Annotated in this window: 19 protein-coding genes and 1 riboswitch; of the genes, 16 read left to right on the plus strand and 3 right to left on the minus strand. The window is 44.7% G+C overall.

Annotated elements, in window-relative coordinates; genetic code table 11:
* The first annotated feature begins 414 nt into the window (after positions 1-414).
* The 3 genes from uvrB (at position 415) to luxU (ending at position 4,505) form a co-directional block, all read left to right on the plus strand.
* Complete coding sequence (gene uvrB / locus AB4493_RS09395; RefSeq protein ID WP_017066592.1) at positions 415-2,445, plus strand: excinuclease ABC subunit UvrB; 2,031 nt, start codon at positions 415-417, stop codon at positions 2,443-2,445.
* A gap of 302 nt (positions 2,446-2,747) precedes the next feature.
* Complete coding sequence (gene luxO, locus AB4493_RS09400) at positions 2,748-4,136, plus strand: quorum-sensing sigma-54 dependent transcriptional regulator LuxO (protein WP_004734031.1); 1,389 nt, start codon at positions 2,748-2,750, stop codon at positions 4,134-4,136.
* Positions 4,137-4,160: 24 nt separating this feature from the next.
* The gene (gene luxU / locus AB4493_RS09405) at positions 4,161-4,505 is read left to right on the plus strand and encodes a quorum-sensing phosphorelay protein LuxU (RefSeq protein WP_017062179.1); all 345 of its coding nucleotides are present in this window, start codon (positions 4,161-4,163) and stop codon (positions 4,503-4,505) included.
* A 74-nt stretch (positions 4,506-4,579) separates the two neighbouring features.
* Here the strand turns inward: luxU and AB4493_RS09410 are convergent, their stop codons facing one another.
* A complete protein-coding gene (locus tag AB4493_RS09410; protein WP_017062178.1) occupies positions 4,580-5,467 on the minus strand; it encodes a YvcK family protein in 888 nt (295 codons plus the stop codon).
* Between the two features lie 194 nt (positions 5,468-5,661).
* A riboswitch (molybdenum cofactor riboswitch) is annotated at positions 5,662-5,814 on the plus strand.
* Between AB4493_RS09410 and moaA the strand changes: the two genes are divergently transcribed.
* The 11 genes from moaA (at position 5,803) to AB4493_RS09465 (ending at position 15,950) form a co-directional block, all read left to right on the plus strand.
* Positions 5,803-6,792 (plus strand): GTP 3',8-cyclase MoaA, encoded by a 990-nt coding sequence (moaA, locus tag AB4493_RS09415; RefSeq protein WP_372154908.1) that lies wholly within the window; start codon positions 5,803-5,805, stop codon positions 6,790-6,792. It overlaps the preceding riboswitch by 12 nt.
* An 86-nt stretch (positions 6,793-6,878) precedes the next feature.
* Positions 6,879-7,391 (plus strand): molybdenum cofactor biosynthesis protein B, encoded by a 513-nt coding sequence (gene moaB, locus AB4493_RS09420; RefSeq protein ID WP_004734027.1) that lies wholly within the window; start codon positions 6,879-6,881, stop codon positions 7,389-7,391.
* Between the two features lie 12 nt (positions 7,392-7,403).
* Complete coding sequence (gene moaC / locus AB4493_RS09425) at positions 7,404-7,883, plus strand: cyclic pyranopterin monophosphate synthase MoaC (protein WP_004734026.1); 480 nt, start codon at positions 7,404-7,406, stop codon at positions 7,881-7,883.
* The gene (moaD, locus tag AB4493_RS09430; protein WP_017063465.1) at positions 7,880-8,125 is read left to right on the plus strand and encodes a molybdopterin synthase sulfur carrier subunit; all 246 of its coding nucleotides are present in this window, start codon (positions 7,880-7,882) and stop codon (positions 8,123-8,125) included. The genes moaC and moaD overlap by 4 nt, the downstream gene beginning before the upstream one ends.
* A gap of 2 nt (positions 8,126-8,127) precedes the next feature.
* Positions 8,128-8,583 carry a molybdopterin synthase catalytic subunit MoaE gene (gene moaE, locus AB4493_RS09435; protein WP_372154909.1) on the plus strand — a complete coding sequence of 152 codons (456 nt, stop codon included), beginning with the start codon at positions 8,128-8,130 and terminating at the stop codon, positions 8,581-8,583.
* A gap of 652 nt (positions 8,584-9,235) precedes the next feature.
* On the plus strand, positions 9,236-10,867 hold the full coding sequence (locus AB4493_RS09440; RefSeq protein WP_372154910.1) for an ABC transporter substrate-binding protein: 1,632 nt from the start codon (positions 9,236-9,238) through the stop codon (positions 10,865-10,867).
* Between the two features lie 114 nt (positions 10,868-10,981).
* Positions 10,982-11,902: an oligopeptide ABC transporter permease OppB gene (gene oppB / locus AB4493_RS09445; protein WP_017062174.1), complete on the plus strand. Its 921-nt coding sequence runs from the start codon at positions 10,982-10,984 to the stop codon at positions 11,900-11,902.
* Between the two features lie 15 nt (positions 11,903-11,917).
* The gene (gene oppC / locus AB4493_RS09450; protein ID WP_017062173.1) at positions 11,918-12,820 is read left to right on the plus strand and encodes an oligopeptide ABC transporter permease OppC; all 903 of its coding nucleotides are present in this window, start codon (positions 11,918-11,920) and stop codon (positions 12,818-12,820) included.
* Between the two features lie 42 nt (positions 12,821-12,862).
* Positions 12,863-13,834: an ABC transporter ATP-binding protein gene (locus tag AB4493_RS09455; protein ID WP_012603544.1), complete on the plus strand. Its 972-nt coding sequence runs from the start codon at positions 12,863-12,865 to the stop codon at positions 13,832-13,834.
* A complete protein-coding gene (oppF, locus tag AB4493_RS09460; RefSeq protein ID WP_017062172.1) occupies positions 13,831-14,817 on the plus strand; it encodes a murein tripeptide/oligopeptide ABC transporter ATP binding protein OppF in 987 nt (328 codons plus the stop codon). Before AB4493_RS09455 ends, oppF begins: the two co-directional genes overlap by 4 nt.
* Positions 14,818-15,011: 194 nt before the next feature.
* Entirely contained in the window at positions 15,012-15,950 is a 939-nt protein-coding gene (locus tag AB4493_RS09465) for a glutathione S-transferase family protein (protein ID WP_372154911.1), read from the plus strand.
* A gap of 82 nt (positions 15,951-16,032) precedes the next feature.
* On the opposite strand, the gene pta is transcribed toward AB4493_RS09465, so the two are convergent.
* Together pta and AB4493_RS09475 are read right to left on the minus strand one after the other, a co-directional pair.
* Positions 16,033-18,198 (minus strand): phosphate acetyltransferase, encoded by a 2,166-nt coding sequence (gene pta / locus AB4493_RS09470; protein WP_017069189.1) that lies wholly within the window; start codon positions 18,196-18,198, stop codon positions 16,033-16,035.
* A gap of 147 nt (positions 18,199-18,345) precedes the next feature.
* Positions 18,346-19,542, minus strand: a complete 1,197-nt coding sequence (locus AB4493_RS09475; protein WP_017062169.1) for an acetate kinase — start codon at positions 19,540-19,542, stop codon at positions 18,346-18,348.
* 341 nt (positions 19,543-19,883) lie between these two features.
* On the opposite strand from AB4493_RS09475, the gene yfbV reads away from it, so the two are divergent.
* Together yfbV and AB4493_RS09485 are read left to right on the plus strand one after the other, a co-directional pair.
* Positions 19,884-20,336 carry a terminus macrodomain insulation protein YfbV gene (yfbV, locus tag AB4493_RS09480; RefSeq protein WP_017062168.1) on the plus strand — a complete coding sequence of 151 codons (453 nt, stop codon included), beginning with the start codon at positions 19,884-19,886 and terminating at the stop codon, positions 20,334-20,336.
* Positions 20,337-20,638: 302 nt separating this feature from the next.
* The gene (locus AB4493_RS09485) at positions 20,639-21,604 is read left to right on the plus strand and encodes an ABC transporter substrate-binding protein (RefSeq protein WP_017062167.1); all 966 of its coding nucleotides are present in this window, start codon (positions 20,639-20,641) and stop codon (positions 21,602-21,604) included.
* The last annotated feature ends 246 nt before the right edge of the window (positions 21,605-21,850 follow it).

Raw genomic sequence — 21,850 nt, forward strand, 5'->3', positions numbered from 1 at the left:
AACGCCTTATAGGATTTAGCTTTGCTTTAGTTATCCACCAAAATTGTGGATAAGTGTGTGTGTGAAACTTTAACAACAATAATCGGGATAAATCGAAAAATGTAAAAACCTTATCTAACGTAATGTATTTAAAAGATTTATAGCAAAATGTCGCAATTGTATAACTTTTGTAGATTATAAAACGAACAGTAAAACAAGCGGTATTTTTAGGTTTTTTGGGGAAAAGTAGTGGATTAAAATTCGAGTAATTTAGCTGGGGAAACTTTGCAGGGCACGGATAATACCAAGTTCTAAAAATAAAAGCTATAACTGATCTCTGATCTTAAGATGCATTTCTCTAGATAATTGTTGCAACGACACTCCTCCTAGAGTGACAATGACCTGATTAAAAAAACAGTATGGAAATGGCGACCTATGAGTAAACTCTTTGACTTGGTATCGGACTACAGCCCGTCCGGTGATCAGCCGACAGCGATAACCAAATTACTAGACGGATTAGATTCTGGTTTGGCACATCAAACTCTACTAGGGGTAACGGGCTCAGGTAAAACCTTTACCCTTGCCAACGTCATTTCCCAATCTCAAAGACCTGCGATTCTGTTAGCGCCTAACAAGACATTGGCGGCTCAACTTTACGGTGAGATGAAATCTTTCTTTCCAAACAATGCCGTTGAGTATTTCGTTTCTTACTACGATTACTACCAACCTGAAGCCTACGTTCCAACCACGGACACGTTCATCGAGAAAGATGCGTCTGTGAACGCTCATATCGAACAAATGAGGCTTTCGGCAACCAAAGCCTTATTAGAACGAAAAGACGCCATCATTGTGGCTTCTGTGTCGGCTATCTACGGTCTGGGTGATCCTAAGTCTTATTTGAAGATGATGCTTCATTTGAGTCGTGGCGAGGTGATGGATCAGCGAGACATCCTGCGTCGATTGGCTGAGCTGCAATATTCAAGAAACGATGTCGCCTTTGAACGTGGTCAGTTCCGTGTTCGTGGTGAGGTGATTGATATCTTTCCGGCTGAATCTGACCAAGATGCGGTTCGAATTGAGATGTTCGATGACGAAGTGGACTGCATTAGTATTTTTGATCCTCTGACTGGTGCGGTGAAACAAAGAGACTTGCCGCGCTTTACGGTTTATCCAAAAACTCACTATGTAACGCCAAGAGAAAAAATCCTTGAGGCGATTGAGAACATCAAGGACGAACTGCGCGATCGTGCTCAATACTTAAAAGACAACAATAAGCTTTTGGAAGAGCAGCGTATCTCTCAAAGAACTCAGTTTGATATTGAGATGATGACTGAGCTTGGCTTCTGTTCCGGTATCGAAAACTATTCACGATACTTGAGCGGCCGTGCGGAAGGGGAAGCGCCGCCAACGTTATTTGACTACCTGCCTGATGATGGTTTGCTGATCATCGATGAGTCACACGTGACTGTGCCGCAAATTGGTGCGATGTATAAAGGTGACCGTTCTCGTAAAGAAACCTTGGTCGAGTTTGGTTTTAGACTGCCTTCTGCATTGGATAACCGTCCAATGAAGTTTGAAGAATTTGAGTCTATAGCCCCACAAACGATTTTTGTGTCGGCAACACCAGGTAATTACGAGATTGAAAAATCAGATGGCGAGATTGCTGATCAAGTGGTACGTCCTACTGGTCTGTTAGACCCAATCATCGAAGTAAGACCTGTCGCGACGCAGGTGGATGACTTGCTGTCTGAAATCAGAATCCGTTCAGTGAAAGAAGAGCGTGTTTTGGTTACCACGTTGACCAAGAGAATGGCAGAAGACTTAACCGAATACCTAAGTGAGCACGGCGTTAAAGTGCGTTACTTGCACTCGGATATCGATACCGTTGAGCGTGTAGAGATCATCCGAGACCTACGTTTGGGCAAGTTCGATGTGTTAGTGGGCATTAACTTACTTCGTGAAGGTTTGGATATGCCTGAAGTGTCGCTGGTGGCGATTCTTGATGCAGATAAAGAGGGCTTCTTGCGTTCTGAGCGTTCTCTGATTCAAACCATTGGTCGTGCTGCTCGTAACTTGGAAGGTCGAGCAATCCTTTATGGTGATTCGATTACTAAGTCGATGAGAAAAGCGATTGATGAAACCGATCGTCGTCGCGAGAAACAGCAAGCCTACAACGAAGAGCAAGGCATCACTCCGCAAGCGTTGAAACGCAATATCAAAGACATTATGGAACTGGGTGATCTAACCAAGTCGAAGCAGCAGCGCCAATCGAAACAAGTTCCACTATCTAAGGTGGCAGAGCCTTCTGAAAGTTATGCAGTACTTACGCCGCAACAGCTTGATAAAGAGATCAGCAAGCTAGAATCTGCGATGTATCAGCATGCTCAGAATCTGGAATTTGAATTGGCCGCACAGAAGCGTGATGAAATTGATCAGTTAAGAAAGCAGTTTATTACCAACAGCTAATATCACTTTTCGCTCGAGAATTGATCCCCCTCAACACAAGAATTGAGAGTGTTTCAGACAAAAAAACAGCCAGTAGTAAATGTTCTACTGGCTTACGTTTGTGAACAATCGGTCCACTAACAACGTCAGTTGGCTAGGTGACCCGAAGGTCATTTATACCGTTGCATCGTTCGTGCCAGATAGATAAAACATTGATTGTTTGAAGCAAGTAAAAAAACACACTACAAATACTGTGGCTAATTTGCATAATGCAAAGCGGAATGCGACTATAATAAGAAATGCAAATTATAAATGGCTAGGATATGCAATCAAAAACGCTAGATAACAAATCGAAGTATTTGTTGATGGTAGAGGATACCGCTTCGGTAGCAGCTTTATATCGCTCGTATCTTACACCGCTCGAAATTGATATCAACATTGTTGGCACTGGCCGCGATGCAATCGAGAGTTTGAATCATCGAATCCCAGACCTTATTTTATTAGATCTACGTCTACCTGATATGACGGGTATGGACGTGCTATTTGCTGTAAAACAGAAGTACCCTGAAGTTCCGGTTATCTTCATGACGGCTCATGGCTCTATCGATACCGCCGTAGAAGCGATGCGTCATGGTTCTCAAGATTTCCTTATCAAACCGTGTGAAGCCGACCGACTCCGTATTACGGTGAATAATGCGATCCGCAAAGCCACCAAGCTTAAAAATAGCTCGGAACACCCAGGAAACCAAAATTACCAAGGCTTTATCGGCAGTAGCCAAACCATGCAGCAGGTTTACCGAACGATTGATTCTGCTGCATCGAGTAAGGCGAGCATTTTCATTACTGGTGAAAGTGGTACCGGTAAAGAGGTATGTGCAGAAGCCATTCATGCGGCGAGTAAGCGTGGCGATAAGCCTTTCATCGCGATTAACTGTGCCGCTATCCCTAAAGATCTGATTGAAAGTGAATTGTTTGGTCACGTTAAAGGTGCCTTTACCGGTGCGGCGACCGATCGCCAAGGTGCTGCTGAGCTTGCTGATGGTGGAACACTGTTTCTTGATGAACTGTGCGAAATGGACTTAGAGCTGCAAACCAAGCTGCTGCGCTTTATCCAAACCGGTACTTTCCAAAAAGTCGGCTCTTCGAAGATGAAGAGTGTCGACGTTCGTTTTGTGTGTGCGACCAACCGTGACCCTTGGAAAGAAGTACAAGAAGGTCGCTTTAGAGAAGATTTATACTATCGTTTATACGTGATTCCATTGCACTTGCCGCCATTGCGTGAGCGTGGTGAAGATGTCATCGAGATCGCGTATTCTCTGCTAGGCTATATGTCGGTCGAGGAGGGGAAGGCGTTTGTACGTTTTGCTCAGGAAGTACTTGATCGCTTTAATCAATATGAGTGGCCGGGTAACGTTCGTCAGCTACAAAACGTGTTGCGGAACGTGGTGGTTTTGAATAACGGCAAAGAGATTACTCTCAACATGCTTCCACCACCGTTGAACCAACCGATTGAAAACAGTCTGCGATTGAAAGAGAAGCAGAATGAAGACATCACGGTAAAAGATATTTTCCCATTGTGGATCACTGAGAAAACGGCTATCGAGCAGGCCATTAAAGCGTGTGATGGCAACATCCCTCGTGCGGCAGGTTTCTTAGATGTCAGTCCATCGACGATATACCGTAAGTTGCAAACGTGGAATGCGAAGCAGTAATCAACAAACAATAAGAAAATAATAATGACGAAAGTATTAAATCAGCAAAAAGTTGATGAGCTTGCCGGCGAAATAGGCCAAGAGAATGTCCCGGTTTTACTGGAAATCTTTTTAGGTGAGTTGAAAGGCTACTACGAACACCTAGAGATAAATAAAGAGTCGGATACCTCTAAGTACTTGGCTGATATCAGTCATGCGCTTAAGAGCAGCGCAGCAAGCTTTGGTGCGGATTCTTTGTGTAGTTTTGCGATTAGCTTAGACGCAAAAGTGAAGCAAGCGTTGCCTGTAACCGAGATTGATTTTCAAGATATGCAAGACCTCCTGTTATCGACGTACACTGAATATCAGCAGTTGATGACGGACCTTTAAAACAGCGAGTTATTACTGAGATTAAAAAAGGAGCAGCATGCTCCTTTTTTGTTGTTTGTCGCTTGAACCTATGGCTACGCCAACTGGGCTTCAATGGCTTGTTGAAGCTTCACACGGTCGTGTCGCCAATCTCGGTTTGCCGATGCAAGATCTGTGGTCACACAATTCCATTGCACTTCTAGTTCCGGGTGAGGTTCATTGCCTAACACGATGTCTATTTTCCTTGCCTTACAGGTACGTTCACACCACTCCAATTGCTCTTGAAGCGTCATTTTCCCTGCGGGACCGTGCTCTGGTGAAAGGTTTTCAACGAAGATAACTTTTGCCTTGGTGTTCTCAGAGATTGCTTTGCCAATCTCTGGAAGGAGAAGAGGGGGCATCACACTGGTTAAAAAGCTTCCAGGGCCAAGGACAATGCAGTCTGCTTGCTCAACGGCAGCAACGGCTTCTTTGGTTGCTGGCACTTCTGGAGACAAGTCCATCATGCGCAGCTTTTCCGTCATGTCATCAACGTTGGTTTCGCCGGTAACCCAGCGGCCGTCCATTGATAGAGCCGTGAGGTCTGAAGGATGCTCAGTCATCGGCACGATATTGACATCGACCTTGAGCATATTTCGAATCAGGTTAATTGCTTCCAATGGGCGAACGGAAAGGTTGTCTAACGCCGTCAGCATTAGGTTACCCAAGTTATGACCGTCTAGCTCACCTTGACCACGAAAGCGGTATTCGAACATCATCGAACTGATTGAAGGCTCTGTGATTAATTGGTTGATACAGTTGCGTGTATCTCCCCATGCGATGCCACCTTGGCAATCTCTAATACGTCCGGTGGAACCGCCGTTATCTGTCGTTGCAACAATGCCAGTTGCGTTGTTACCAAAGTCTTTTAATGCAGCTAACATGCGACCTAAGCCATGGCCACCGCCGATTGCTACGACTTTCTTTGAAGAGTAAATATTCATTTATTGTTCTTGTTAGGTTATTACCAACTATAATTTAGGTTAAATGCTTCTCGCTATATACTCAACAAGAGTTATTTTGAGCGTTTGATACGTTTTTTTTGCCGATGTGACCCGTTTTTTACCATCAGAGCTAGATTCACGTACAAATATTAAGTATTTTATTACTCAGCTACTGCGCGTGTGAATATAACGCTCAGTTGCCATAACTCCGAGCTCTCGCATGCTAAGTCGCACAGTGGTATTTGCTGTACCGATACGCATCAAGAGCCAGTGACATGTTGTCACAAGGGCTTAATTGGAAATGATTATGCCTCCCGTGTTTGGAAAGGTGTTCCGTGGCGCAACAATTCGAAGATAGATTCCATCGCAAGTTTTATTACTTGCGCTTGTCGGTTACAGACGTCTGTAACTTTAAATGTACTTACTGCTTACCAGATGGTTACAAACCGTCAGGGCAAAAAAACTCGTCTTTTTTAAGTGTTCCCGAGATCAAACGCGTTGTTAAAGCGTTTGCAGATTGTGGTACCTCAAAGATCCGCATTACAGGCGGAGAGCCGAGTCTGCGTAAAGACTTTCCTGAAATCATACATACCGTTGCTTCTACTCCAGGCATCGAAAAAGTAGCCACCACAACGAATGGCTACCGCATGGAGAAACAAGTAGGGCAATGGCGTGATGCTGGTTTAACCCATATAAACGTGAGCGTGGATAGTTTAGATTCGCGCATGTTCCATCAGATCACTGGTGAGAATAAGTTTACTGAGGTTATGCGAGGCATTGATAAAGCGTTTGAGGTTGGCTTTGAACAAGTCAAAGTCAACGTCGTATTAATGAAAGACCTCAATAGTCAGGAATTACCAGCCTTCCTTAATTGGATCAAAGACAAACCTATTCAATTACGTTTTATCGAGCTGATGAAAACCGGCGAGATGGACGAGTTGTTCGATAAACATCATGTGTCTGGCGTTGCGATTCGCAACCAGCTTATTGCTAATGGTTGGCTGTTAAAAGTCAAAGCCGTTAACGATGGCCCGGCGCAAGTGTTTGTCCACCCAGACTACAACGGTGAAATCGGTTTGATCATGCCTTACGAGAAAGACTTTTGTGAGAGTTGTAACCGACTGCGCGTTTCTGCGACCGGTAAACTTCACTTATGTCTGTTTGGCGACCATGGTGTTGAACTGAGAGATCTGATTCAAGAAGATCAACAAGAGCAAGAACTCATTGATCGAATTCAGGCTCAGCTTCAAACCAAGTCCGTTAGCCACTTCTTACACGATGGCAACAGCGGCATGACTCCAAACTTGGCGTCAATCGGCGGTTAACCCGCTACACACTCTAAAGCATTTTATCGCTCAGCTTCTTCAGGCTGGGCGAATCAGTCTAATGAAAAATTTATATAGGTGAACAAATGGGTCACGCAGAAAGCAAATTCCAAGCAGCAAACATCGCAGTACTAACGGTTTCAGATACTCGTACAGAAGAAAACGACACTTCAGGCGGTTACCTAGCAGAGCATGCTAAAGAAGCGGGTCACAACGTGGTTGATAAGCAAATCGTTATTGATGACATGTACAAGATCCGTGCGATCGTATCTAAATGGATCGCTGATGAAAGCGTACAAGCTATCATGATCACGGGTGGTACTGGTTTCACTTCTCGTGACAGCACGCCTGAAGCGCTTAAGCCACTGTTCGACAAAGAAGTAGAAGGCTTTGGTGAGCTATTCCGTCAAGTATCTTACGAAGAGATCGGTACTTCGACAATTCAATCTCGTGCGATTGCGGGTTTTGCTAACCACACGGTTATCTTTGCGATGCCAGGTTCTACAGGCGCTTGCCGCACCGGTTGGACTAAGATCATCAAGCAACAGATGGATGCTAGCCACCGTCCTTGTAACTTCATGCCACACCTTTCTGTATAAGGCGGTTTGAGTATGAGCCAATTTACACACATTAACGCGTCTGGCGAAGCAAACATGGTCGATGTATCGGCTAAAGCGGAAACAGTACGTGAAGCGAGAGCGGAAGCCTTCGTTCAAATGTCGGCAGAAACGCTAGAGCTGATTGTCTCTGGTAGCCACCATAAAGGTGATGTTTTCGCAACGGCACGTATTGCGGGTATTCAAGCGGCGAAGAAGACGTGGGATCTGATTCCCCTGTGTCACCCTCTGCTATTAACTAAAGTAGAAGTGCAGCTTGAAGCTATCGAGTCTGAAAACAAGGTTCGCATCGAATCTGTTTGTAAGCTTGCGGGTAAGACGGGCGTAGAGATGGAAGCGCTAACGGCTGCTTCTGTGGCTGCGTTAACGATTTACGATATGTGTAAAGCTGTTCAGAAAGACATTGTTATCGAAAACGTGCGCCTGCTAGAGAAGACAGGTGGTAAATCTGGTCACTTTAAGGTGGAGTCATGATTACAGTACTTTTCTTTGCTCAAACTCGTGAACTTGTTGGTGTGGACAGCGTTGAAGTTGATGCACAATTTAAGACGATTGAAGCGATTCGTAGTCATCTTGTGACACAAGAAGGCAAATGGGATATCGCATTGGAAGAGGGGAAGCTTCTGGCTGCACTTAACCAATCAATCGTACCTCTGACAGCTGAAGTGAAAGACGGCGACGAAGTGGCTTTCTTCCCACCAGTGACTGGAGGCTAAGCATGGATCCAAGAGTATTAGTGACAGCTGAGGACTTCTCGGTAGGCGACGAATACGACTACTTGGCTCAAGGTACAGCTGCCGGAGCGATTGTGACGTTCGTTGGTAAAGTTCGCGACATGAACCTTGGCGACAATGTGATTGGTTTGTCTCTGGAGCACTATCCGGGTATGACAGAAAAATCACTGAACGAGATCTGTGACCAAGCTGAGGCTCGCTGGCCTATTCAGAAGATGCGTGTTATCCACCGTGTAGGTGACTTAGATATCGGCGACCAGATTGTTTACGTTGGTGTATCCAGTGCACACCGTGGTGCTGCATTTGAAGCCTGTGAATTCGTTATGGACTTCCTGAAAACCAAGGCTCCCTTTTGGAAAAAGGAACGCACGACCGAAACGACGCGTTGGGTTGATTCTCGTGATTCAGACACGAAAGCAGCGGAACGCTGGGAGAAGTAATTTCTCTTAAAGTGATGTTGCTTCAGCATTTACTCATTTGTATATGAGACAGTCAAAAACCGACCACTTAGGTCGGTTTTTTTGTACCTGCTATAAATCTATTTATAGATAATCATTGATTTGACAAATGATAATTCATTGTGGTTGCATATAAATTCAGCGCGTAATTTTGTCTTAATTGGTGCATTGGATAACCCGGTTTGGTGCAGAGCATTATGCTGTCTTGTATAAAGTGATTATCCTCACAAATAGTGTAGACGGTTTAGGTGATATGTGATGTGCAATTAGATTTCATGTGGCATTAATGTTAATTTGCGCTCAGTGTTCTAGCATAAGATGCTAAAAAAAAGTATCAACACAGATACATCAACACTAAAGGCTGTTTTTTAATTAATCCCTCTACGCAAGTCACTACTGATTTGGGGTTTTTTAGATATTTACACTGATACCTTAAGTATTTCGGAGAATTATCCGATTTTTTGCGACTTGTTTGTGGCAAATTACTTCAATGGTTGATAGTGTGTGCCTCAATCTTTGTAAGGTTTTAGATTTTTATGCTTAAATTTTGAGCTAAATAAATCTAAATCACTGCCGTTCAGTGAACCAAGCAAAGAAGTCATGGATGCAATACGGAAAACTTGGAGTTTATTAAATGTACAAGAATAAAATCACTCAGGCCCTTCTTCTAGGTGCTGGTTTGGCAGTGGCTGCCACTTCTACTCTTTCTATCGCTGCTGAAGTTCCAGCAGGCACAGAACTGGCAAAAGTTCAGGAACTTGTTCGCGGTAACGGTACTGAAGTTGCAACTATCGACCCACACAAATCTCAAGGTGTACCAGAATCTCACGTAATTCGTGATCTTCTAGAAGGTCTAGTGAACCAAGACGGCGACGGCAACACTATCCCTGGTGTTGCGGAAAGCTGGGATACGACAGACAACAAAACATTCACTTTCCACCTACGCAAAGACGCAAAATGGTCTAATGGCGATCCTGTAACAGCTCAAGATTTTGTATACAGCTGGCAACGTGCAGTTGATCCTGCAACGGCTTCTCCATACGCTTGGTACATGGAATACACCAAGATGGCGAATGCGAAAGATATCGTAGCGGGTAAGAAAGACAAGAGTGAACTAGGCGTTAAAGCAGTGGATGCAAACACTCTAGTTGTTGAATTAGAAACAGCGGTACCATACTTCGTAATGATGATGGGCCACACAACAATGAAGCCAGTACACAAGGCTACTGTTGAAGAATTCGGTGATCAATGGACTAAGCCTGACCACTTCGTTGGTAACGGTGCATTCTCTGTTGATAAATGGGTTGTTAACGAGCGTTTAGTTCTAAAACGTAACGACCAATACTGGAACAACGATAAGACGGTTCTAAATAAAGTAACCTTCCTACCAATCGAGAACCAAGTCGCGGAAATGAACCGCTTCCTATCTGGCGAAATCGATTTCACAAACGAACTGCCAACTGAGCACTTCAAGCGTCTTCAAAAAGAGTACGCGGAAGATGTATCTGTAGCGGGTAACCTATGTACTTACTACTACATCTTCAACACGAAGAAAGCACCATTTGATGATGTTCGTGTTCGCCAAGCAATCTCTTACGCAATCGACCGTGATATCGTAACAGGTGCTATCCTAGCGCAAGGTCAAAAACCTGCGTACTTCCTAACGCCTGAAATCACAGCTGGCTTCGATCCTGAGCTACCAGCTTACGGTAAGATGTCTCAAAAAGAGCGTAACGCAGAAGCAGAACGTCTTCTTGAAGAAGCAGGTTACGGTAAAGATAACCCACTTAAATTCAACCTACTTTACAACACTTCAGAGAACCACAAGAAGATTGCTGTAGCGCTAGGTTCGATGTGGAAGAAAACACTGGGTCTTTCTGTAACACTTGAGAACCAAGAGTGGAAAACGTACCTATCTTCTAAAGATTCTGGTGACTTCGAAGTAGCACGTGCTGGTTGGTGTGGTGACTACAACGAAGCGTCTTCGTTCCTGACGCTAATGAAGAGTAACAACACTACCGGTGGTGTTCACTACGACAGCGCGGCTTACGATAAGATCATCGATAAAGCACTTAACTCAACTTCAGAAGAAGAGCGCAAAGCACTTTACCTAGAAGCTGAGGCGCTAATGGCAAACGACATGCCAATTGCTCCTATCTACCAATACGTGAAATCTCGTCTACTTAACCCGCATGTTGGTGGTTTCCCAATCAACAACGCGGAAGACAAGATCTTCTCGAAAGACCTATACATCAAAGCTCAATAATAAGCTTCGATTCTAAAAAGTTAATATAACTATAACGATACAGGCACTACATGCGCAGGGCGCGCATGTAGCGTCTTTCTAATTTTAATTGTCACAGACTGAAAGAGTGAGTTTATGCTTAAATTCATTATGAAACGGATATTTGAAGCGATTCCAACCATGTTGGTGTTGATCACTATATCTTTCTTTCTTATGCGTTTCGCACCGGGTAACCCGTTTTCAAGCGAGCGTCCATTACCGCCAGAAGTTATGGCTAACATCGAAGCTAAATACGGCTTGGATAAACCAGTATTTGAACAATACACCACGTATTTGACAAATATCTTACAAGGTGACTTCGGTCCCTCTTTTAAATACCAAGATTACACAGTAAATGAGCTGATCGCGGTTGCACTTCCAGTATCTGCGAAGGTAGGTTTCGTTGCCTTTATCTTCACACTATTGATGGGGGTCACCGTCGGGACGATTGCCGCCTTGAAGCACAATACCTGGGTCGACTACACCATAATGTCGACCGCCATGCTCGGGGTGGTGATGCCATCCTTCGTGTTGGCACCGGCGCTTATTTACCTTTTCTCCCTGCACTGGAACATATTCCCAGCAGGTGGTTGGCATGGCGGTACATTTATGTACATCGTGCTGCCTGTTATCGCGATGTCTCTTCTTTACGTAGCAACCTTTGCTCGTATTACTCGCGGTAGCATGATTGAAACGCTAAACAGTAACTTTATCCGAACTGCGCGTGCAAAAGGTCTAAGCTACCGTTATATCATTCTAAAACATGCACTTAAGCCAGCAATGCTACCTGTTGTTTCTTACATGGGACCTGCGTTCGTAGGTATCATCACAGGTTCAGTTGTTGTTGAAACCATCTTCGGCCTACCAGGTATCGGTAAGCTGTTTGTTAACGCCGCGTTTAACCGTGACTACTCGCTAGTAATGGGTGTAACCATCTTGATTGGTTTCCTATTCATCTTGTTCAACGCAATCGTTGATATTTTGCTAGCGCTTATTGACCCGAAAATTCGCTACTAACAGGGACGCATGGTTATGTTGAAGAAAAAAGAAAATTTAGAAGCGATCGAAAAGTTCTCTGAGAGCTTAGAGATTGAAGGTCGTAGTTTGTGGCAGGACGCGCGCATTCGTTTCATGCGAAACAAAGCTGCGATGGTGAGTCTGTTCATTCTTACGCTTATGGTACTGGCAGTTATCTTCTTACCAATGCTGGCTCAGTACACTTATGATGATACTGACTGGTACGCAATGCACGTTGGTCCGAATGCGGATCACTGGTTTGGTACCGATAGCTTAGGTCGTGATTTGTACGTTCGTACTCTTGTCGGTGGCCGCATCTCATTGATGGTTGGTGTGATGGGTGCCTTCGTAGCGGTACTGATTGGTACGCTTTACGGTGCAGCTTCAGGCTTCATCGGCGGTCGTACTGACCGAGTGATGATGCGTATCCTAGAGATCTTGTACGCAGTGCCATTCATGTTCCTAGTAATCGTACTGGTAACGTTCTTTGGTCGTAACATCGTCCTAATCTTCGTTGCTATTGGTGCGATTGCTTGGCTAGATATGGCGCGTATTGTACGTGGTCAAACGTTGAGCCTACGTAGTAAAGAGTTCATTGAAGCTGCACACGTATGTGGTGTAAGCAAATGGAAGATCATTACACGTCACATCGTACCGAACGTACTGGGTATCGTAGCGGTTTACTCTACGTTGCTTATTCCAAGCATGATCCTTACAGAATCATTCTTATCTTTCCTTGGTCTTGGTGTTCAAGAGCCTATGACAAGCTGGGGCGCATTGCTTCAAGAAGGTTCGCAAACAATGGAAGTTGCAATCTGGCAATTGACATTCCCTGCGGCATTCATGGTAGTTACGCTGTTCTGCTTTAACTACGTAGGTGATGGTCTGCGCGACGCGCTTGATCCAAAAGACAGATAACGAAATAGCAATTAAAAGCTATAAAAGATTAAGGAAGCAATAATGAGCTTATTAGATGTCAAAGATCTGCGCGTCGAATTTACCACACAAGATGGTATCGTAACCGCAGTAAACGACTTGAACTTCTCACTTAACCAAGGCGAAACGCTGGGTATTGTTGGTGAGTCGGGTTCAGGTAAATCACAAACGGTATTTGCACTGATGGGGCTGCTGGCTAAGAACGGCATCATCTCAGGCAGTGCAAAGTTTGAAGGCAATGAAATTCTCAACCTGCCTGAAAAAGCACTGAACAAGGTTCGTGCTGAACAGATCGCGATGATCTTCCAAGATCCAATGACCTCACTGAACCCTTACATGAAAGTAAGTGATCAGCTGATGGAAGTACTTATGCTGCATAAAGGCATGGGTAAAGCAGAAGCGTTTGAAGAATCAGTACGCATGCTTGAAGCGGTGAAAATCCCTGAAGCACGCAAGCGTATCACTATGTACCCGCACGAGTTTTCGGGCGGTATGCGTCAGCGTGTGATGATCGCAATGGCACTGCTGTGTCGTCCTAAATTGCTTATCGCTGATGAACCAACAACGGCACTGGATGTAACCATTCAAGCGCAAATCATGGAATTGCTGAACGAACTAAAAGATGAGTTCAATACAGCAATCATTATGATCACCCATGACTTGGGTGTTGTTGCTGGTTCTTGTGACAAAGTACTTGTGATGTACGCGGGTCGTACAATGGAGTACGGCACGGTTGATGAAATCTTCTACGAGCCAAGCCACCCATATGCGGAAGGCCTGCTTAAAGCGATTCCTCGTTTGGATACCGAAGGTGAAATTCTACCGACGATTCCAGGTAACCCACCTAACTTACTTCGCCTACCAACAGGTTGTCCTTACCAAGACCGTTGTCACCGTGTAATGGACCGTTGTAAGCAAGAAGCACCGATTTTGCAGCCATTTGCTAAAGACCGTCAGCGTGCTTGTTTTTCTGATTGGGAGACTTGGACAAAATGAGTAAAGAATTACTATTAGATATTAAAGACCTGAAAGTTCACTTTAGCATTGCAGCTAAGTCTGCTTGGCCTTGGGCAAAACCATCAAACCTTAAAGCGGTTGATGGTGTTGATGTTCACCTTTACGAAGGCGAAACGCTCGGCGTAGTAGGTGAGTCTGGCTGTGGTAAGTCAACTTTTGCCCGCGCGATTATCGGCTTGGTTGAAGCGACCGAAGGTCAAGTGATGTGGTTAGGTCAAGACCTAACTAAGATGCAGGAAGTGAAGCGTCGTGAGACTCGTAAAGAGATTCAGATGATCTTCCAAGACCCGCTAGCGTCGCTTAACCCCCGTATGTCAGTAGGCGATATCATTGCTGAGCCTCTAGAGACTTTCTTCCCTGAACTTTCTAAACAAGAAGTAAAGGACAGAGTTAAAGAGATGATGGCAAAGGTTGGTCTACTACCAAACGTAATCAACCGTTACCCACATGAATTCTCTGGTGGTCAGTGTCAGCGTATTGGTATTGCACGTGCGCTTATCTTGAAACCTAAGATGATCATCTGTGATGAACCTGTTTCTGCACTGGATGTATCTATCCAAGCTCAAGTAGTTAACCTTCTGAAAGAGCTACAGAAAGAACTTGGTTTGTCTTTGGTATTCATCGCGCACGATTTGTCAGTGGTTAAACACATCTCTGACCGTGTATTGGTGATGTACCTAGGTAACGCGGTAGAGCTTGGTGAATCAGATGCATTGTTCTCTGATCCTAAGCACCCATACACCAAAGCGTTGATGTCTGCAGTTCCAATTCCAGACCCACGCTTAGAGCGCAGCAAAACCATTCAGATGTTGGAAGGTGATCTCCCATCGCCAATCAATCCGCCATCAGGTTGTGTGTTCCGTACTCGTTGCCCACAAGCAACAGAGGCGTGTGCGCAAACTAAGCCAACTATCCAAGGCGATGACGTACACGCAGTATCTTGCTTGCACGTGCAAGTCTAGAGCCTATTTAAACCGGTTCAGCCTGTGACAGGCTTAAGCGCAACTTGTTTATGAGTTGCGCTTTTTTTGTATCTAAAGATCCATATTAAATAAGCTTCATCAAATAATTCGAACAACTAAGCCAACTTCTTCTAGTTTTGAAAAAGTTGGCTTTTTTTATACTAAAGAAAAGCTTGGATGACAGAGGTTTGGATATGGGTAAGTTAGTTGAAGGTGTTTGGCACGATGTGTGGTACGACACCAAAGAAAGCGGTGGTAAGTTCGTTCGTGAAGATGCGGGCTTTCGTCACTGGGTAGAGAATAAACCGGGCGCGCAGTTTGAGCCGGAAAGCGGCCGTTACCATCTATACGTATCGTTAGCTTGCCCTTGGGCGCACAGAACCCTTATCTTCCGCGAGCTGAAAGACCTAACCGATCACATTGACGTGACAGTCGTTTGCCCAGACATGATGAGTGAAGGTTGGCAAATGGGGTTACCTGAACCTCTGTTTGGTCATACCCGAATGCACCAAATCTACACTCAAGCCAAACCGGACTATTCAGGTCGAGTAACGGTGCCTGTGTTGTGGGATAAGAAAACCAACACCATTGTGAGTAACGAGTCGTCTGAAATCATTCGCATGTTTAACTCAGAGTTTAATGAGCTAACGGGTAACACCGATGATTACTACCCGTGGGAGTTGTCCAAGAAGATTGATGAGTGGAATGATTATATCGACCCAAACATCAACAACGGCGTTTATCGTACTGGCTTTGCGACAACACAAGAAGCCTACGAAGAAGCTTATGACGCCTTGTTTGAAGCCCTAGACAAAGTAGACGCTCACCTTAGCGAACATCGCTATTTAGCGGGTAACGAGATTACAGAAGCGGATTGGCGCTTGTTCACTACTCTGGTTCGATTTGACGCGGTTTATGTTGGGCACTTTAAGTGTAATAAGCAGCGAATTGCTGACTACCCACATATTCAAGGTTACTTAAAAGAGTTGTACCAAATAAAGGGTATTAAAGAGACGACCGATTTCTATCATATCAAGCGTCACTACTACTACAGTCACACTGGTATCAATCCGACTCAAGTTGTACCCAAAGGACCAGAGCTAGACTTAGAATCACCACATGGTCGAGGCTAGGCTTACCAAGTAGTTCCTTTACTCCAGACATAAAAAAACCCTAGATAAACATCTAGGGTTTTTGCTTTTTACAAAAGAAAAATTAGTTAATTACTTTTTCTTCAGCTTGTGCAGCTTGGTCTGCTTGGATAGCCGTTAGAGCTACTGTGTAAACGATATCGTCTACTAGAGCGCCACGAGACAAGTCATTTACTGGCTTGCGCATACCTTGAAGCATTGGACCGATAGATACTAGATCTGCTGAACGCTGTACAGCTTTGTAAGTCGTGTTACCCGTGTTTAAGTCTGGGAATACGAATACTGTCGCTTTACCTGCAACTGGAGAGTTAGGCGCTTTAGAAGCGGCTACGTTTTCCATGATTGCTGCATCGTACTGTAGAGGACCGTCGATCACTAGATCAGGACGCTTCTCTTGAGCAAGTTTCGTTGCTTCACGTACTTTATCTACGTCTGCACCCTTACCAGATTCACCAGTAGAGTAAGAGATCATAGCAACGCGTGGGTCGATACCGAATGCCGCAGCAGAATCTGCAGATTGGATAGCGATTTCAGCAAGCTGTTCAGCTGTTGGATCTGGGTTGATCGCACAGTCACCGTATACAAGAACTTGATCAGGCAGAAGCATGAAGAAGATCGAAGATACGATAGAAGCATCAGGAGCAGTCTTGATGATCTGGAACGGAGGAACGATAGTGTTCGCCGTTGTGTGAACAGCACCAGAAACTAGGCCGTCAACTTCGCCAGCTTCAAGCATCATAGTACCTAGGAATACTGAATCTTCTAGCTTCTCACGAGCAACAACTTCAGTCATACCTTTAGCGCCACGAAGTTCTACTAGACGAGCTACGTAGTTTTCGCGAACTGATGCAGAATCGATGATCTCAACGCCAGCGCCAAGCTCAACACCTTGCTGCGCTGCAACGCGACGGATTTCTTCAGGGTTACCTAGAAGTACACACGTTGCGATACCGCGCTCAGCACAGATAGCCGCAGCTTTAACTGTACGTGGCTCATCACCTTCAGGAAGAACGATGCGCTTAGCCGCTTTACGAGCAAATTCAGTTAGCTGGTAACGGAATGCTGGTGGGCTTAGACGACGGATGCCTTGAGTACCTTCAGATAGAGAATCAATCCAAGGGCCATCAATGTGGCTTGCAACGTGATCGTTAACGAACTCGATACGCTCTTTATCGTCTGCAGGAACTTCTAGGTTGAAGCTCTGTAGGTTTAGAGATGTCTGCCAAGTGTTACCTTGAGCCTTGAAGATCGGTAGACCTGAAGCGAATGCTGGTGCACAAAGGTTAGCAATGCTTTCTGGAATGTCGTAACCGCCAGTAAGCAGGATTGCGCCAATCTCAACACCGTTTTTCGCAGCAAGAGCCGCAGCAACGATAACGTCAGGACGGTCTGCAGAAGTTACTAGCAGTGAGCCTGGTTTGAAGTGCTCAATCATGTGCGGTAGAGAACGTGCACAGAAAGTGATGCTCTTAATACGACGAGTTGAGATTTCACCTTCGTTAACGATTTCAGCGTTAAGGTGCTTAGCCATATCAACCGCACGAGTTGCGATTAGATCGATGCTCCATGGCACGCAGCCAAGAACACGGATAGGGCTAGAGTTGAAGATTTGCATTACTTCAAGGTTCGCTTGCTGAGCGCTGTCTGCATCATCAAAGATTTCAGATAGGTCAGGGCGAGTACGGCCAGCCTCATCAACAGGAGCGTTAAGCTTGTTGATGATTACGCCTTTGATGTTTTTGTTCTTAGTACCGCCGAAGTTAGAACATGCTACTTCTATACGCTCTTTAAGCTGCGTAGGGTTGTCAGTACCAGGAGTCGCAACGAATACGATCTCCGCGCCAAGTGTTTTTGCGATTTCCGCGTTCACTTGGTTAGCAAATGGGTGCTTACGAGTAGGTACTAGACCTTCGATTAGCGTAACTTCTGCGTCTTTGTTGATCTTGTTGTATTGCTCAACAACAGACTCAAGAAGCTCGTCCATTTTTTCGCTACCGATCAAAGCTTCAGCTTTAGTCATTGCGATTGGCTCACCAATCTTAATGTCGCTGTTTGCGCTGATGATAGTAGACGTTAGATCTGGTTGGTTACCACCGCTGCGAGGCTGAGCGATTGGCTTGTAGAAAGAAACACTTACGCCCTTACGCTCCATAGCGCGAAGAACACCCATGCTAACACTAGTAAGACCAACACCAGCGCTTGTAGGGATAAGCATAATAGTACGTGACATTGACGAACACCTTTGACTATTGGAAATAAAAAAAGCTCAACTGCTATTCCCACCGATATTTAAATTGGGGTAGGAATAGAAGTTGAGCCCCATTTTCTTGATATGAAAAACTGACTAGCTTCGAATGAAGCTAGTCAGGAAAATCAATTAAAGACCTGCTAGTTTCGCAGTGTCTTCAGCAATTACTAGCTCTTCGTTAGTAGAGATAACCATTGCAGGGATACGGCTGTTAGCTGTAGTGATAGTACCTTCGCCGCCGAAACGAGCTTTAAGGTTAGCTTCACCGTCAACTTCGATACCGAAGATGCCTAGGCGGTTAAGAACCATTTCACGGATTGGGCCTGAGTTCTCGCCGATGCCGCCAGTGAAAGTGATTGCGTCTAGACGACCTTCTAGAGTTGCAGTGTAACCAGCTACGTACTTAGCTAGACGGTGACAGAACACGTCCATTGCACGAGTTGCTTCTTCTTTCTCACCGTAGTTGTCTTCAACGAAACGACAGTCAGAAGTCACTTCAGTTAGACCAGCAAGACCAGACTCTTTAGTTAGCATGTTGTTGATTTCTTCAACAGAGTAACCAAGTGCGTCGTGTAGGTGGAAGATGATTGCAGGGTCTAGGTCACCACAACGAGTACCCATTACAAGACCTTCAAGAGGAGTAAGACCCATAGAAGTGTCTACAGATTTACCGTTCTTGATTGCACATACAGAAGCGCCGTTACCTAGGTGACAGTTGATGATGTTAACTTCTTCAACTGGCTTGTTTAGTAGGCCTGCAACTTCACGAGTGATGAATAGGTGAGAAGTACCGTGCATGCCGTAACGACGGATGCCGTGCTCTTTGTACAGGTTGTACGGTAGAGCGTATAGGTAAGACTCAGAAGGCATTGTTTGGTGGAACGCAGTGTCAAAAACAGCAACGTTTTGTAGACCAGGGAAGTTCTGTTGAGCCGCTTCGATACCGATAAGGTGAGCAGGGTTGTGAAGAGGTGCGAAAGTCGCAGCGTCTTGAATACCCTTAAGAACTTCATCAGTGATAAGTGCAGAAGAAGTGAACTGCTCGCCACCGTGTACGATACGGTGACCGATAGCGCCAAGGTTAGCTTTAAGCTCAGGCTTAGAAGCAAGAATAGTTTCTACCATGAAAGATAGTGCTTCTACGTGAGCTGCGCCCGCGCCTAGTTGTGCTTCATGCTTGCCATCAAGTTTCCACTTCATACGAGCTTCTGGAAGACCTAGACACTCAGCAAGACCAGTTAGGTGCTCTGCACCTGTTTCTGCATCAACAACAGCGAATTTAAGAGAAGAACTACCACAGTTTAAAACTAAAACTAGCTTAGACATTAATGACTACCTGTTTATTTTTCTGATCGAAATCAGTTAAGGATGAAAATTAATCTCAAGAATAGTCGAAGCACATAGGCTTGCGTACTAACCTTGGTCAAAAAAACGTTAATTTCCGTATAAAGTGAAAGCGCTCTTTATCAAAAAGAGGCTTGTGCATTCCTTGCAGAAGTCTTCTCAAAGTTGCTTAAATTGTAAATAAGGGCAACAATGAGATTGAGGTCTGCAAATAATAGCGATATTGTGCAAATATAACAAAAAAATTTGAAAGAATATTATTTCTCGTCAAATTTTTGTGTTTTTAGTTGATGATTTCAACTTTTTTTTAATGGGAGACTCATATGAGCAATAGAGTTGGTTTAGCTAGTAGTTTAAAAGATGGCCAAAAGTACATGGATCTCTGGCCCGTCCGAAAAGAGTTAAACGCGATCTTCCCAGAACAACGCATTATTAAAGCGACCCGTTTTGGCGTGAAAGTGATGCCTGCGATTGCCGCTATCAGTGTTCTTACACAAATGGTCTTTAATAATTACCAAGCGATGCCACAGGCTGTGGTTATGGCTTTGTTTGCGATCAGCTTGCCGCTACAAGGTATGTGGTGGTTGGGCAATCGCTCAAATACACAACTTCCGCCGGCGCTAGTATCGTGGTACCGCGAACTGCATGAAAAGATCACTGAAACGGGTTTTGCGTTAGAGCCTATGAAGCCGCGCCCTCGCTATAAAGAATTGGCAATCATTTTAAATCGTGCCTTTCGTCAGTTAGATAAATCCTCAATGGAGCGTTGGTTCTAAAGAATCCCAGCTCTCCCTCTTGTCTGAGAACAACTATTCATCTTCTATAGCTTGTTCTCAGATTTGCTCCTCTTTTTGTTACCTCGCTTACTTTCCGTTTAGCTTACCTGTCCTTATTCACTTGGTTTCTTACCTTCCTCCGAAGTCAATATAGCCTTTCTCACATAACTCGAGCCTTGTTGTATTTTTGTTAAATATCACTTCAAGTTATCAATGGTTACTGGTAATAATGTCAATAGTGATTTTGATGTTGTTCTCTTTGAGCGAGTAATGACGGGTAGAGCTTGATTCAGGGAGCGATAATGAGTTCTGTAAGAAAGGTATTGGCAGCGGTTTTAAGTTGCTTGATGTTGCTATGGACTGGCAATGCAATGGCAAACGTTGCCAAAGTGTCGGTTTCACAAGTTGTTGACCATCCAGATCTGAATGCGACACGTTTAGGGCTTCTTGAAGGATTGAGAGCCAATGGTTATGAACCCGGTAAGAACTTAGAATTCTCCTATGAAATGGCGAATGGTAACCCGGCTCAGGCAGCCAAGATTGCCAGAGAGCTCGTCAGTGAAAATCCACATGTACTTGTTGGTATCGCGACACCGACTTCACAAGCCTTAGTGTCGGCGACTCGCTCGATTCCTATCGTGTTTACCGCGGTTACGGATCCTATCGGCGCTAGGCTCGTTAAACAATTAGAAAAGCCGGGGCGTAATGTCACGGGGCTTTCTGACTTATCTCCGATCACTCAGCATGTGTCATTAATCAAAGAACTACTCCCTGAAGCTAATTCAATCGGTGTAGTTTACAACCCAGCAGAAGCAAATGCCGTTGCGTTAGTTGGGTTATTGAGAAAGGCAACTCGAGATTTCGGTTATACACTTCACACCGAAAAAGCGCTGACTGTTGACGATGTCGAAGCAAAAGCAGAATCCATTGCTAAGAAGTCCGATGTTATCTATGCCTTGACCGATAATACGGTTGCAAGCGGCATGGAGGGTCTTATCAAAGCGGCTAACCATGCAGATACGCCAGTCGTCGCAGGCGCCACATCTTATGTCGGAAAGGGAGCGATTGCTGGTTTAGGTCTAGATTATTATGATGTTGGGGTTCAGACCGCGGATTATGTCGCAGCCATTCTGGAAGGACAGAAGCCCGGGAAGTTGAGTGTCAAAACTGCGCAGAGCTCTCAGCTGGTGGTCAACCTAGATGCTGCTCGTGAGCTTGGCGTGACAGTGCCTCAATCTGTGATTGAGCGTGCGGTCATTAGCCGGTGAATTGAGTTTGGTGTTAGGTGAGCTAATAGGCCATAAGTCATATTATTAACAGCATTGAAATGGGCTCAGATAACAAACTCACCTGCTCTATATGTTGGCGCTTCTCTATTTTATTCATTTGTAAGCGGTTATTTGACCGTTAGGTGTGTCGTTAATATCAATTTACATTATTTTACGTCGAGCGAATTGCCGATTAATGTAATAATATTAATGGGGAAAATGAAAATAGCTGAACGCTAAGAGCAC

The organism is Vibrio sp. 10N.222.55.A1, from assembly GCF_041473835.1.
Lineage (GTDB): Bacteria > Pseudomonadota > Gammaproteobacteria > Enterobacterales > Vibrionaceae > Vibrio > Vibrio crassostreae_C.